This is a genomic window from Nonomuraea sp. NPDC050404, from assembly GCF_040655495.1.
Lineage (GTDB): Bacteria > Actinomycetota > Actinomycetes > Streptosporangiales > Streptosporangiaceae > Nonomuraea.
Genome location: NZ_JBFAKB010000005.1, coordinates 198,962 through 211,569, shown reverse-complemented (window position 1 = coordinate 211,569; position 12,608 = coordinate 198,962). Strand labels below are relative to the sequence as shown.

Genomic DNA, 12,608 nt, shown 5'->3' with positions numbered 1-12,608 from the left:
GTTCGTACGGGATGAACGAGAATCAGATGAGCGTCAGCAGGAGAGGTTGCCTCCAGGGCTCACGCCGAGAATCCCGGTGAACCTCTGGTAGGCGTTCACCCGGCTCTGGACCTGGCCGGGGTTCTTGCCGCCGCACTCCATGCTGCCGTTGATGCTGCGGATCGTCTCGCCGAACCCGCGGCCGTTGACCATGGCGTTGTGCGGGGTCATGGTTCCCGGGCCACGCTGGGTCATCCAGTACCACAGCGCGGTCTTCCACGCGATCGCCGAGTCCCGTTCCACCTTCCACGGGTCGGCCAGCAGGTTGACGCCGAGGGCGTCGCCCGCCGCCTTGTAGTTGAAGTTCCAGCTCAGCTGGATCGGCCCGCGACCGTAGTAGGCGGCCTGTCCCGCGGGGCAGCCGTAGGGCTGCTTGGGGTCGCAGTAGTGCGGGTAGTTGGCGGTGTTCTGCTCCACGATGTGGACCAGGCCGCCCGTCTCGTGGTTGACGTTGGCCAGGAAGGCGGCGGCCTCCTGCTTCTTGACCGTGGCGCTGCCGGTACGGGCGAACGCGGGGAAGGAGGCCATGGCGGTGGTCAGGCCGCTGTAGCTGTAGAACGGTTTGCGGTTCGGGAACATCTGGTTGAACTGGGCCTGGCTCACCACGGCCGCGCCTGGGTTGGGCGGGTTGGTCCCGCCGCAGTTGTGCGGATCCCAGTACCAGTGGCTGATCACCGGGTCGTAGCCAGGGTTCTCGTTCACGGCGATGTAGTACTTGCCGTCGGTGTATCGGACGATGTTGCCCACGGCGTACCACTTCCCGGCCACCCAGTTCGGGTAGTCGCAGGCTGTCGCGGAGGCCGGTGAGGCGGGAAGGGTGACTGAGATCGTGCCTCCGGCGATCAACGCGGCGGCGGCCACCGACGTCAGGCTTCGTCGCACCCGGAACTTCCTTTCGCAGTCATCTCTTAGGAAAGTTTCCTATGAGTTGTGGCTGCGATGGTGGCACGACCGAGGCCGCGCCACAAGACCCAAAGTCAACCCGCGAGTCAGCCCACGCCGACTTCCTGAAGGGCACCGAGCTGGTCGACCTGCTCATGGTCATGGCCGGGTGGGGGGATCGGTGGCTCGCGGGCGAGGCGGGGCCGCCGGTGCTGTATCGCCATCACGCGTGCGGCGAGATCGCCCGGGTCGATCTGCGCTGCGACCACTGCGGCGAGCCGATGCACGCCGGTGACGTGGACCTGCTGCCCGGCCCTGGCGCGGCCGGGCAGGACCCGGCCTCAGAGAAGGCCGGGTAGAGCCGCCGGGTCGGGCAGCCGGGTTGGGTCCGGCCTGGTCGGGTCCGGCCTGGTTGGGTCCGGCCTGGTCGGGTCCGGCCTGGTCGGGTCCGGCCTGGTCGGGTCCGGTTTCAGAGGAGGTCCACCAAGTGGTCCGCGATCGCGGAGATGGTGGGCTGCTGCCACAGGAGGGTCGCCGGTAGGCGGCGGCCGAAGTGCTTCTCCAGGCGCCGCCTGACCATGACGGTCATCACCGAATCCAGCCCCTGCTCGACCAGGGGACGCCGGAGCGCCAGGTCCTCCGGGGCGAGCCGCATCACGGCCGCGATCTCCGCGCGGACCTCGGTCAGGGCGTACTCGCGCAGTTCCTCCGGCGGCAGGGCGGCGAACGACTCCGCGGGCCCCTGGAGATCGTCCTCGGCCGTCGCGGGGGTGTCGATCACCGGATAGCGCAGGCCGGACAGGTGCCCCACCACGTGGCCGTCGGCGTCGGCCAGGAGCGCCAGCACGGTGTCGGCGGCCGCCGGATCGACGGCCGCGTCGATGATCACGGTCTCCGGTGGCGTGCCGGTCAGTTTCACCTCGTCGATGTGCACGACCATGCGCAGCACCGGATCGCCGGGGAAGACGCAGGGAGCGACCGACATCACCGCGTCCAGCGCGGACGCCCAGGTGGCCCCGGAGTCCGGGTGCGGCGTACGGACCGTGGCGCGCAACACGCCGTCCCCGCTCAGCAGCGTCTCGATCGTCCAGTCGAAGCCCGTCGTGGGCACACCCACCGCGGCCAGCCGCTGGTGCACGAACCCGGGGTCGATCGGGGTGAGACCGGTCGCGTCCGGCAGCACGGGGCTCGGGGCCGCCTGGGGGGCCGTAGCCACCGGAGGGGCTGTGGCTGCGGTGACGTGGATCAGCCAGGCGGGTTCCGGTTCGTCGGGGCCGGCCGGTGTACGCGCCGCGATCCGTATCGCAGGAGGCTCGTGGACGACCTGGATCTGCCTGCGTTCCGCGGTCATCAGCGGATGCGTCATCTCCACGTCGGCGAGGACGGGAAGGGTGCCGTCCAGGTCCGCGACCGCACGCAGGAACGTGTTGACCAGCACGGCGGCGGGCACGATCTCGACCCCGCCGACCGCGTGGCTGCCCGGATAGGGCCGGTTCGCGTCCTCCAGGCTGGTCCGCCACACCCGGGTCCTGCTGCCCGCGAGGCTCGTCCCGGCGCCGAGCAGGGTGTGGGAGTCCGCCTCGTGCCCTCGGTTCTCGTCGCCGCCCGGGGCCTCACGCCAGTGGCGGCGGTGCTGCCAGGCGTACGGCGGCAGGGTGACCAGGCCGCCGGATGGCTGCAGGCGGCTCCAGTCCGGCTCGACGCCGTGGCAGTGCGCCAGGCCGAGCGCGGTGCGGAAGGTCGCTCGCTCCGGCTGGTTCCGGCGCAACGTGGTGCCGACGAACACGTCCTCGAACCCGGTCTCCGCGAGCGTCTCGGTGATGGAGTGCGCGACCACGGGGTGCGGGGAGATCTCCAGGAACGCGCGGTGGCCGTCCTGCGCCGCCGCCGTCGTCGCCGCGGCCAGCAGTACCGGGTCGCGGAGGTTCGCCGCCCAGTACGCGCTGTCCAGGACCGGCGTGGACCGGGGGTCGGCCAGCACGGTCGTGTACATGGGGATGCGGGGCGCGCCGAAGGAGAGGTCGGTGACGGCGGCCGCCAGTTCGACGGCCAGCGGATCCATGTGCGGGCTGTGGAAGGCGACGTCGGAGGCGACCCGGCGGACCACGATGCCCTCGGCAGGCCACTCGTTCAGCACCGCCTCGACCGCGGCGACGTCGCCGGACAACACGGTGGAGTCCGGTGCCGACGAGATGGCGGGAACCAGGTCGGTACGGCCGGCCAGCCGCTCGGCCGCCTCCTCGAAGGGCAGGCCGACCATCACCATGGCGCCCTTGCCCTCGGCCCGGCGCAGCAGCCGCGACCGGCGGCAGATCAGCCGCGCGCCATCGGTGACGGTCATCGCACCGGCCGTCACCGCCGCCGCGATCTCGCCGACGGAGTGGCCGATGACCGCCTTCGGACTCACCCCGTACGAGCTCCAGAGCCGGGCGAGACCGAGCTGCATCACAAAGATCATGGTCTGTACGCGGTCGATCCCCTCCAGCTCGCCCTCGGCCAGGATCTTCCTGGGGGAGAAACCGATCTCCTCGGCGAAGATCGGCTCCACCTCGTCCACCAGGGACGCGAACTCCGGCTCCGTGGCCAGCAGCTCCTGCCCCATCCCACGCCACTGGCAGCCCTGCCCGGAGAACACCCAGACCGGCCCGGGGCCAGGCTCGGGCAACACATCGCCGGTGATGACGGCCTCGGACGGCACGTCGGCGGCCAGCCTGCGGAGACCCGCCGCCAACTCCTGCCGGTCCCCGCCGATCACGACGGCTCGCCGACCCAGGTGCGAGCGCCGCAACGCCAGCGTGTGCCCCACCGAAGCAAGATCGAGACCATCAAGCCGGTCGGGCCGGTCGAGGTCGTCGAGCTGCTCGCGGCCATTAAGCCGGTCGAGCTGGTCGCTGCCATCATGCCGGTCGCGGCCATCGAGCCGGTCGAGCTGGTCGCTGCCATCGAGCTGGTCGGCCAGTCTGCCCGCGTACTGCCGGAGAGCCTTTTCCGACGCGGCCGACAGCGGGAACAGGCGCTCCCCCGTCCCCTCCTCCCCGCTGGCTGCCGCCGGAGCCGGTGGAGCCTGTTCGAGCAGGATGTGCGCGACGGTGCCGCCGTACCCGAAGCTGGAGACGCCCGCCCGTCTGGGATGCCCGCGATCCGGCCACGGCGAACGTTCGGTCACCACGCGAAGTCCTGAGGTCTCCCACGAGATGGCCGGGTTCGGGGTGGTCAGCACGCTCGGCGGGATCTCGTCGCGGTGCAGGGCGAGCACCGCCTTGATGATCCCGGCGATGCCGGCGGCGCCTTCGAGGTGGCCGATGTTGGACTTGACCGAGCCGATGAGGCACGGGTCGTCCGGCAGGCGTCCCGCGCCGTACACGGAGGCCAGCGCCTGTGCCTCCAGCGGGTCGCCCAGCCGGGTCCCGGTCCCGTGCGCCTCGACGTAGCCGACCGAGGCCGGCGCGATGCCCGCCTGCCGGCAGGCCCTGAGCATCACGTGTTCCTGGGCCTCCCCGCACGGCGCCATGATGCCGTTGGTGTGCCCGTCCTGGTTGACGGCGCTGCCGATGACCAGCGCGAGCACGCGGTCGCCGTCGCGGCGGGCGTCGGACAGCCGCTTGAGCACGACCACGCCGCAACCCTCGCCGCGCCCGTACCCGTCGGCCGTGGCGTCGAACGACTTGGACCGCCCGTCGGGCGCCAGGGCTCCGGCGGCGCCGAGCGTGATGGTCTGGCCCGGGGTCACCAGCAGGTTGACCCCGCCGGCGAGGGCGACGTCGCTCTCGCCGAGCCGCAGGCTCTGCGTGGCCAGGTGCAGCGCGACCAGCGACGCCGAGCAGGCGGTGTCGATCGCCATGCTGGGCCCGCGCAGGTCCAGGGAGTAGGAGATGCGGTTGGCGACGGCGCAGGTCGCCGCGCCGATCCCGGTCCACGCCTCGATCTGGGGCAGATCCTCCAGCAGGCGGCTGCCGTAGTCGGCCGTGCAGACCCCGACGAACACCCCGGCGTCGGTGCCGGCCAGCTCGTGCGGCGGCAGGCCCGCGTGCTCCAGAGCCTCCCACGCGGTCTCCATCAGGATCCGCTGCTGCGGATCCATCAGCTCGGCCTCGCGGGGCGACAGGCCGAAGAACTCCGCGTCGAAGCCCTCGCTGTCGCTCAGGAAACTGCCATGGCGTACGGCGTCGCGCAGCGCGGCGGCGTACTCGGGACTCCGGTTCTCGTACGGGCGCCAGCGTTCGGCGGGCAGCGGCCCGGTCGTGTTCCGGCCCGCGCACAGCAGGTCCCAGAACTCCTCCGGTGAGCCGGCGTCGCCGGGAAAGCGGCATCCGATCCCGACCACCGCCACTGGTTCCACGACCATCTGCGTTCGTTTCCCTTCGAGGTCAGGCCCATGGAGGTGTGTCGAGAATCTGGATCACGGCGCTGGAGACGGTGACCCCGGGGCCGGTGCCGAGCATCAGCAGGTGGTCGCCGGGGCCCAGTTCCCCGGTCATCAGCAGCCGGTCGAGGGCGAGAACCTGGTCGCTGGCCCCGCAGTGGCCGATGGTGCGGCCGTAGTCCCAGGTCGAGCGGGACATGGGCAGGTCGAGCGCGGCCATGCAGCGCTGTTCGACGATCTCCTCCGAGTAGTTCATGAAGGCCACCCGGGCCAGGTCGCGGGCCTCGATCCCGGTCTCGGCCAGCGCGCGCTCGACGACCTCCATCAGCGCCCGCTGGATCTTGAACAGCGCCGCCGTGCTCTCCCCCTTGGGCATGACCTGCTGCCGGAACTGCTCGTTCCTGGTTCCGAAGCTCATCCGGCGGCCGACGGTGACGCCGGGCGGGAACAGGGGTTCCGTGCCCCGGTGCAGTTCCTCGGCCTCGGGCACGGTCACCGTGCAGATCGACGTCAGCCGCGCGAAACCCGTTTCCTTGGTGAGCACGAGCGCGGCGGCGGCGTCACCGCCGATGTAGCCGGGGCCCATCCGCCAGCGGTCCATCAGCGGCGTGCCGTAGTTGTCGGCGGAGACCAGCAGGGCGGCCTGCCGGCCGGGAGCGGCGTCCAGGTAGCCGGCCGCGAGTTCGAGCGCGATGAACATCCCGTTGCAGCCCTGCCGGATCTCGGTGGCCAGGACGTCCCCGCCGACCAGGTTGCGCTGCAGGTAGGAGTGCGGCGGCCAGCCGTCGGGACCCTGGTGCCAGGTCGAGGCGTACAGGAGCAGGTCCAGGTCGGCCGGCGCCCGGCCGCTGCGCTTGAGCGCGCTCTGCGCCGCGTGCAGTGCCATCTCCGGAGCCGGCAGGTCACCGGCCACCGCCGCCCCGGCCAGGTTGTGCAGCTCGACCTCTTCGGCCGGGTACCAGCCCTTGGCGACGGCCTTCTCGACGCTGACCGTCCGGGGAACGAAGGCTCCCACACCGCCGATGTAGGTATCCGCCTGCTTCATGCGGATCGCGCCGATTCGAGCTCTTCGAGCATCGCGACGATGGTCGCGACGTCCCTGAAGTTCTCGGGGTCGAGTCTCGCGGCGGGCACCGGGACGCCGAGCTCCTTCCTGATGAAGTTGAGCAGGCGCGCCGTGCGCAGGGAGTCCAGCAGCCCCGACAGCAGCAGCGGCGTCGTCTCGTCCACTTCCAGGTCGAGATCGTCCGGCACCAGGTTCTCCTGGATGAAGGCGATGAGCCGGTACGCGGTCATGCGAGTGCCTCTCTCGTCCTGGGAGCGGTCGCGAGGACCCGGAACACGGCCGCGGCGACCGACGTCCCCGAGCCGAACCCCACCATGAGCAGGTGATCGCCGGGTAAGAGCCCGCCGGTGGCGACCAGGTGCTCGAAGGCGATGAACTGGTCCACCGCGCCGCAGTGGCCGACGCGCCGGCCGTAGTCCCAGGTCGTCTGCTCCAGCTCGATCCCGAGCCAGGACATCTGCCCGTCCAGGTCCTCGCGGCGGCCGTGCGGGAACGCCACCCTGCCGAGGTCGTCCGGCCCGATCCCGGCCTCCTCCAGGGTCTGCTCCACCTGCTGCATCATCGTCTTCTGGATCGTCAGATGGATCCCGGTGCCGCGCTCCTTGAGCAACCGCTGGCGGAACTCCTCGTGCCGGTCTCCGAAGCTCAGCCCTCTGCCGACGGTGGCGTCCGGCGGGAAGAGGGGGTACGCGCCGTCGTTGACCGCGTCGGCCTCGGGGATCGTCGTCACGTTCACCGAGAGGAGTTCGGCCATGCCGTACTCCTTGCCGAGGATGAGCGCGCACGCGGCGTCGCCCATCACCGCCCCCGGCGTCATGCGCCAGCGGTCCACCAGCGGGGTGCCGTGGTTGTCGGCCGAGACCACCATCGCGGTGTCCCGGCCCTGGTCGGCCTGCAGGTAACTGGCCGCGAGCTGCAGCGAGCTGATCATGCCGACGCAGCCGCTCCTGATCTCGAACGCCGGCACGTCCCCGCCGAGGAGATGCATCTGCAGGTAGTGCTGTGGTTGCCAGCCGTTCGGGCCCTGGTGCCAGACCGACGGGTAGAGCAGCAGGTCGAGGTCGCGCGGGGAGGATTCGCCCCAGCGGTCGTAGGCGTCCAGCACCGCGCGCCGCGCCATCTCCGGCGCGGGCATGTCGCCGGCGACCGCCGCGCCGATCTGCTGGAACCGCTCGACCTCCTCGGCCGGATACCTGCCCTCCCTGGCCGCCTGCTCCACGCTCACGATGTCCGGCACGAAGACGCCAAGGCTCCTGACGAACATGTTGGATGTACGCACACGTCCCCTAACTCGTCAAACGGTGGGAGGGCACCGTCGGACCGACGGAGCACCATGGGAGACGGCGTCGGCGAAGACGCCGGTGGGGTTTCCGGCAGGCGGGTGAGGAGAATCAGGCGGGATGGGCGACGCGCATCCGAAGCCTTATATTGGAAACACAGTCAATAGCACGCGGCCGGCAGACGGAATATCGGCGGTGAGGCGATGTTTCGGCCGGTCACTCTCTCACCGGCCGTCCCAGAGGAAAGGATAGATCCGACCATCGGGTAAAGCAATATAACGCCCCGAAATCTGGATGACGTCATTCCGTGATCGGATCCCGTCGGAACGTGTTGAATTATGAAATGCACTTTTCTGCGGCGAGCTGCGGTTTTGCCTCCTGGACGGGTCCAGAGTGCGTTTCCGAAATTGTCAGCCGAGGACCCTGGCGCACACGATGCCGTTGAGCCTGAACTCGGCCGGCACGGCGTTCGTTCCGCTGTAGGTCGCCTCGAAGCCGAAGCTGGTGCTTGAGCTGGCGCCGATGACGGCGTTGTGGGCGTCGTTGCGCGCGGTCACCTGCGTGCCGGACTGCGTCACCACGGCGTTCCAGGCGGTCGTGACCTGCTGGTTGCCCGGCCAGCCCCACGTCACGGTCCACCGGTCGATGGGGGTCGTGCCGGTGTTCCTGATGGTCACGCTGCCGGTGAAGCCGCCGCTCCAGGTGGTGGTGGCGTAGGAGACCTGGCAGGAGGTGCCCATCTTGAGCGCGCCGCGCAGGTAGGCGGCGAAGGTGTCCCAGGTGGGGTTGGGCGAGCCGACCTGGGTGGTCCCGCCGCAGTTGGTGGTGGTGTAGACGGTCTGGGTGCCGAAGCGGGCGGGGTCCATGACGTCGCTCTTGCCGTGGTCCGCGCCGGGGACCGAAATGAACTGGCCGTTGCCGCAACTCGCCTTGATCTTGTTGTAGAGCAGCACGCTCTGCCCGTGCGGCACCAGGAAGTCGGCCTGGCCGTGCAGGAACAGCAGCGGCGGGTCGGCGCTGTCGACGTAGTTGATCGGGTTGGCCAGGGCCACCTTGGCGGGGCAGGTCTGGATGGCGCAGCCGATCAGCTGGGACTCCGGCGAGACGGGAGAGTCGTGGTCCAGCCCGCCGCCCGGCAGGTTCTGCGCGTTCATCTGCAGGAAGTCGGTGGGGCTGTAGAAGGCGAGCCCCGCCTGCACGGAGCTGGAGACGCCGGTCGTGCCGACGGTGCCCTCAAGCGAGGAGACGCCGCCGGTGAAGGTGGCCATCTCCGTCAGCCAGCCGCCCGAGGAGTCGCCCATCATCGCGAAGCGGTTGGGGTCGAGCTGGTAGGTGGCGGCGTTGGCGCGTAACCACCGGATGGCCGCCTTCACGTCGTGCACCTGGGCCGGGAAGACCGCCTGCGAACTGGACCTGACGCTGACTCCGGCCACCGCGAACCCCCTGGCGTTGAGTTCGGCGGCGATCGCGTCCGCGCCCCTCTTGCCGTCGTCGCTCGACCAGGCCGAGCCGCTGTGCCAGATGACCAGCGGACGCGGGGTGATGCCGCCGGATGGCAGGTACAAGTCCAGCAGGTGCCCCCGGGAGCCGGCCGGCTGCGCGGGCGCGTAGGCGATGTCGCTGATCACCTGCGCGGCCTGAGCCGGTGGCGAAATGACGAGCGACGCAGTGAGGGTGGCCAGCATGGTCATGACCATGCCGAGAATCGCGGGCATGCGGGTACGAACGCGCATCGTGCGCCTCCGGTCATTCTGGGTGGGGTGTCGGTATGACAGATAGCTGATGATCGTCAAAGTAATCATCGAAAGTCAAAGTTGATCCCGAATGGCTGACACCCTTTCCTGGCGCGCGGTCAGTGCTAATCTTGACCGCCAAGATCCACCCAGTGGCAGGAGGATTGATGCGCAAGGCACGCGCGGTTCTCGTCTCGGCCGTTCTGGCCGCCGGAATGTCGTTGACGATCGGCGCCGCCCCGGCACACGCCGAGAAGCTGAACGGCATCTACCGGGAACTCCCGGAATGCCAGCGAGTCGGCAACTACGGCGACCAACAAGGCTGGTGGGACGGCTGGCGATGCGAGTACAAGAGCCAGTACCACTACTACTTCCTCTACGCCTGACGCCGTAGACAAGGGTGCGCCCCCGGCTCCGACATCGCGGGCCAGGGGCGCTCGGCGACCGGCTCACGAGCATCGTCGGGGCTGCCGACGCCAGGGCTCGGCGGTATGGCCGCGGTATGCGGTGGTTGTACCGCCGCTTGAAGCTTTCACCGGCATCGTGAGCGGTGGGGCGGCCGGAAGGTTCCGGGATCGGTTCAGCGACAAGCTCGAAGTCATGAGTACTGACGAGCAGGGAGGACCCGGCTCCACGAGGTCCCCGATCGCGACATCGCCCGGTCCACCCGCGTGGGGGGAACTGCTGGGCCGGCGGCATCTCGGGTCGGCGATCGTGCTGGCCGGTGGGGTGCTGGTGGGGGCGATCAACATCTACCTGGCGGCGAGCCTGCTGCCGAGCGCGGTGGCCGAGCTGGGCGGCGCCGGCTTCTACGCCCTGAACATGACGGCCTATCTGGTCGCCATGGTGATCGCGACGACGCTCGCCGGCCGGTTGTTGTCCCGGTGGGGGAACATCGGCGCCTACCTCACCGGGTTCGCGACGTTCGTCGCGGGCTCGCTGGCCTGCGCGCTGAGCCCGGCGATGGAGGTGTTGCTGGTCTCCAGGGGGGTCCAGGGGCTGGGCGCCGGGCTGCTGTCCGGGCTGGGGTTCGCCGTCCTCCGGTCGGCGCTGCCGGCCAGGCTCTGGACGCGCGGCGCGGCTCTGATGTCGGCGATGTACGGCGTCGGCAACTTCGCCGGTCCGGCGCTCGGCGGCCTGTTCGCCCAGTTCGGGTCGTGGCGGCTGGCGTTCGTCGCGATGGCGGTGATCGGGGCGGGATGCGGCGCGCTCGTGCCCCGCGTACTGCCGCGCAGTGATCGCGGAAGCGGGCACGGCGGCGAGCGCGGCGGCGGTCGGGGCGGCGGCGAGCGGGTTCCGGTTCCGGTTGGGTCGCTGGTGCTGATCACGGCGGCTGCCGCGGCCGTGAGCATGGCGGGGGTCGTGGCCGGCACGCCGGCGAAGGTCGCCTGCATCGTGGCGTCGCTGCTGCTGATGGCCGGGTTCGTCGCGCACGAGCGGCGCAGCGAGCTGCGCGTCTTCCCCCGGACGACCTACCAGCGGGGTTCGTCGCTCAAGTGGATCTACCTGACGTTGGGGCTGCTGGCCTTCGGCGTCTCGGTCGAGTCGTTCCTGCCGCTGTTCGGCCAGCGGCTCGCCGGGCTGCCGCCCCTGGTGGCGGGGTTCTTCGCCGCGGCCATCTCACTCGGCTGGTCGACGACCCAGATCGGCAGCTCGTCGGTGACGGGACCCCGGGCGGTGCGCCGGCTGCGCGTGCTCGGCCCGCTGCTGCTCGCCGCCGGCCTCGCCGTCCAGGGGCTGCTGCAGGCCGAGAACGCGCCGATCTGGCTGGTGATCGCCTGGGTGCCGGTGCTGTACGTCGCCGGCGCGGGCATCGGCCTGGCCTACCCGCACCTGTCGGTGGCCGCGATGTCCAGCACCCAGGACCCGGAGGAGGGCGGGCGGGCCGCGGCGGCGATCGCCACCGTGACGAGCCTGTCGATCGCGTTCGGCACCGCGGTCGGCGGGGCCCTGGTCAACCTGGGCGGCGGATCGATGCTCGACGCGGCGCGTTACTCGCTGTTCGGCATCGCGATCATCTGCGGACTCGGGGCTCTCACCGCCCGGGCCGCCCGATGACCGGCTTCCGTCGTAGGCTGCATTGCGCACGTAACGGACAGGAGGCGTGAAGATGGCCGGGACGACGTTGACCGAGGTGATGGCCGAACTGGCCGAACTGGAGGATCCGAAGGCACGGGCCGTGAACGAGAAACACGGCGACGATCACGGGGTGAACCTCGGCAAGCTGCGCGCGATCGCCAAGCGGCTGAAGACGCAGCAGGAGCTCGCGTACCGGCTCTGGGAGACCGACGACACCGCGGCGCGGTTGCTGGCGCTGCTGATCTGCCGTCCGAAGGCGTTCGAGCGTGACGAGCTGGACCGCATGTTGCGCCAGGCGCGTGCGCCCAAGGTGCAGGACTGGCTGGTGAACTACGTGGTGAAGAAGAACCCGCACGTCGAGGAGCTGCGCCTGGCCTGGTTCACCGATCCGGATCCGGTGGTCGCGAGCGCCGGTTGGGCGCTGACCACCGAACGCGTGGCCAAGAAGCCCGAGGGCCTCGATCTCGAAGGGCTGCTCGGCGTCATCGAGGCGGAGATGAAGGACGCTCCCGATCGGCTGCAGTGGGCGATGAACCACTGCCTGGCGCAGATCGGGATCGAGCACGCCGGGCACCGCGCCCGCGCGCTCGACATCGGCGAGCGCCTGGAGGTGCTCAAGGACTACCCGACCGCCCCGGGCTGCACGTCGCCTTTCGCGCCCATCTGGATCAACGAGATGGTGCGCCGGCAGCACGACGCGTAGCCACTGCTCAGACGTCCGCGCCGGTCCTCTTGGTGGCCGCGGCCGCGGCCGCGGCGAGTGCGTCGGCGTGTGCCCGGAGGATGCGATGGTGCACCGGGCAGTCGTCGAGGTGGTCGCGCCGGCACTCGATGGTGTGCCGTAGCGCCTTCTGCGCCCGCTGGATCCGCTCCACCCGCTCGTCGAGTTCACGCAGCTTCGCCACCGCCGCGGCCCGCCAGCCCAGTGCGGTACGGCCATCGGGACCGACCAGCGCGGCGATCTCCGACAGCGTGAATCCGGCCTGTTTGAGCAGGTCGATGAGGGCGATCTGTTCGACGGCGACCTCGTCGTAGACGCGCTTGCCACCCGCGCGCCTCGTGGCGTACAGCAGGCCCTTGCGCTCGTAGAAGCGCAGCGCGGACGACGCCACGCCGGTGCGGGCCCGCAGCTCGGATATCGTCAGCTCGTTCATTGACTTGAACCT

The 12,608-nt window shown here is 70.3% G+C and carries 11 protein-coding genes; 4 read left to right on the top strand and 7 right to left on the bottom strand.

Annotated elements, in window-relative coordinates:
* Nucleotides 1-33: 33 nt before the first annotated feature.
* Nucleotides 34-921 carry a glycoside hydrolase family 19 protein gene (locus tag AB0I81_RS15315; RefSeq protein ID WP_360656142.1) on the bottom strand — a complete coding sequence of 296 codons (888 nt, stop codon included), beginning with the start codon at nt 919-921 and terminating at the stop codon, nt 34-36.
* A gap of 41 nt (nt 922-962) precedes the next feature.
* Here AB0I81_RS15315 and AB0I81_RS15310 point away from each other — a divergent pair, with 41 nt between their 5' ends.
* Nucleotides 963-1,280 (top strand): hypothetical protein, encoded by a 318-nt coding sequence (locus AB0I81_RS15310; protein WP_360656139.1) that lies wholly within the window; start codon nt 963-965, stop codon nt 1,278-1,280.
* A gap of 110 nt (nt 1,281-1,390) precedes the next feature.
* On the opposite strand, the gene AB0I81_RS15305 is transcribed toward AB0I81_RS15310, so the two are convergent.
* The 5 genes from AB0I81_RS15305 to AB0I81_RS15285 form a co-directional block, all read right to left on the bottom strand.
* A complete protein-coding gene (locus AB0I81_RS15305) occupies nt 1,391-5,266 on the bottom strand; it encodes a beta-ketoacyl synthase N-terminal-like domain-containing protein (RefSeq protein ID WP_360656136.1) in 3,876 nt (1,291 codons plus the stop codon).
* Nucleotides 5,267-5,288: 22 nt separating this feature from the next.
* Nucleotides 5,289-6,329 (bottom strand): ketoacyl-ACP synthase III family protein, encoded by a 1,041-nt coding sequence (locus tag AB0I81_RS15300; protein ID WP_360656133.1) that lies wholly within the window; start codon nt 6,327-6,329, stop codon nt 5,289-5,291.
* A complete protein-coding gene (locus AB0I81_RS15295; RefSeq protein ID WP_360656130.1) occupies nt 6,326-6,580 on the bottom strand; it encodes a phosphopantetheine-binding protein in 255 nt (84 codons plus the stop codon). Before AB0I81_RS15295 ends, AB0I81_RS15300 begins: the two co-directional genes overlap by 4 nt.
* Nucleotides 6,577-7,629, bottom strand: coding sequence for a ketoacyl-ACP synthase III family protein (locus AB0I81_RS15290; protein WP_360656127.1), 1,053 nt, complete (start codon nt 7,627-7,629; stop codon nt 6,577-6,579). Before AB0I81_RS15290 ends, AB0I81_RS15295 begins: the two co-directional genes overlap by 4 nt.
* 411 nt (nt 7,630-8,040) lie before the next feature.
* The gene (locus tag AB0I81_RS15285) at nt 8,041-9,363 is read right to left on the bottom strand and encodes a cellulose binding domain-containing protein (RefSeq protein WP_360656124.1); all 1,323 of its coding nucleotides are present in this window, start codon (nt 9,361-9,363) and stop codon (nt 8,041-8,043) included.
* 167 nt (nt 9,364-9,530) lie between these two features.
* Between AB0I81_RS15285 and AB0I81_RS15280 the strand changes: the two genes are divergently transcribed.
* The 3 genes from AB0I81_RS15280 to AB0I81_RS15270 all read left to right on the top strand — a co-directional run bounded on the left by AB0I81_RS15280 (nt 9,531) and on the right by AB0I81_RS15270 (nt 12,145).
* Nucleotides 9,531-9,749, top strand: coding sequence for a hypothetical protein (locus AB0I81_RS15280; RefSeq protein WP_360656121.1), 219 nt, complete (start codon nt 9,531-9,533; stop codon nt 9,747-9,749).
* A gap of 214 nt (nt 9,750-9,963) precedes the next feature.
* On the top strand, nt 9,964-11,421 hold the full coding sequence (locus AB0I81_RS15275) for an MFS transporter (RefSeq protein ID WP_360656118.1): 1,458 nt from the start codon (nt 9,964-9,966) through the stop codon (nt 11,419-11,421).
* Between the two features lie 52 nt (nt 11,422-11,473).
* Nucleotides 11,474-12,145 carry a DNA alkylation repair protein gene (locus AB0I81_RS15270; RefSeq protein WP_360656115.1) on the top strand — a complete coding sequence of 224 codons (672 nt, stop codon included), beginning with the start codon at nt 11,474-11,476 and terminating at the stop codon, nt 12,143-12,145.
* Nucleotides 12,146-12,152: 7 nt separating this feature from the next.
* Here AB0I81_RS15270 and AB0I81_RS15265 read toward each other — a convergent pair whose 3' ends face one another.
* A complete protein-coding gene (locus AB0I81_RS15265) occupies nt 12,153-12,596 on the bottom strand; it encodes a MerR family transcriptional regulator (RefSeq protein ID WP_360656113.1) in 444 nt (147 codons plus the stop codon).
* Between the last annotated feature and the right edge of the window lie 12 nt (nt 12,597-12,608).

Coding starts and splice junctions, on each gene's coding strand:
- AB0I81_RS15310 (WP_360656139.1), top strand. CDS start 963: ATGAGTTGTGGCTGCGATGGTGGCACGACCGAGGCCGCGCCACAAGAC.
- AB0I81_RS15305 (WP_360656136.1), bottom strand. CDS start 5,266: ATGGTCGTGGAACCAGTGGCGGTGGTCGGGATCGGATGCCGCTTTCCC.
- AB0I81_RS15300 (WP_360656133.1), bottom strand. CDS start 6,329: ATGAAGCAGGCGGATACCTACATCGGCGGTGTGGGAGCCTTCGTTCCC.
- AB0I81_RS15295 (WP_360656130.1), bottom strand. CDS start 6,580: ATGACCGCGTACCGGCTCATCGCCTTCATCCAGGAGAACCTGGTGCCG.
- AB0I81_RS15285 (WP_360656124.1), bottom strand. CDS start 9,363: ATGCGCGTTCGTACCCGCATGCCCGCGATTCTCGGCATGGTCATGACC.
- AB0I81_RS15280 (WP_360656121.1), top strand. CDS start 9,531: ATGCGCAAGGCACGCGCGGTTCTCGTCTCGGCCGTTCTGGCCGCCGGA.
- AB0I81_RS15275 (WP_360656118.1), top strand. CDS start 9,964: ATGAGTACTGACGAGCAGGGAGGACCCGGCTCCACGAGGTCCCCGATC.
- AB0I81_RS15270 (WP_360656115.1), top strand. CDS start 11,474: ATGGCCGGGACGACGTTGACCGAGGTGATGGCCGAACTGGCCGAACTG.
- AB0I81_RS15265 (WP_360656113.1), bottom strand. CDS start 12,596: ATGAACGAGCTGACGATATCCGAGCTGCGGGCCCGCACCGGCGTGGCG.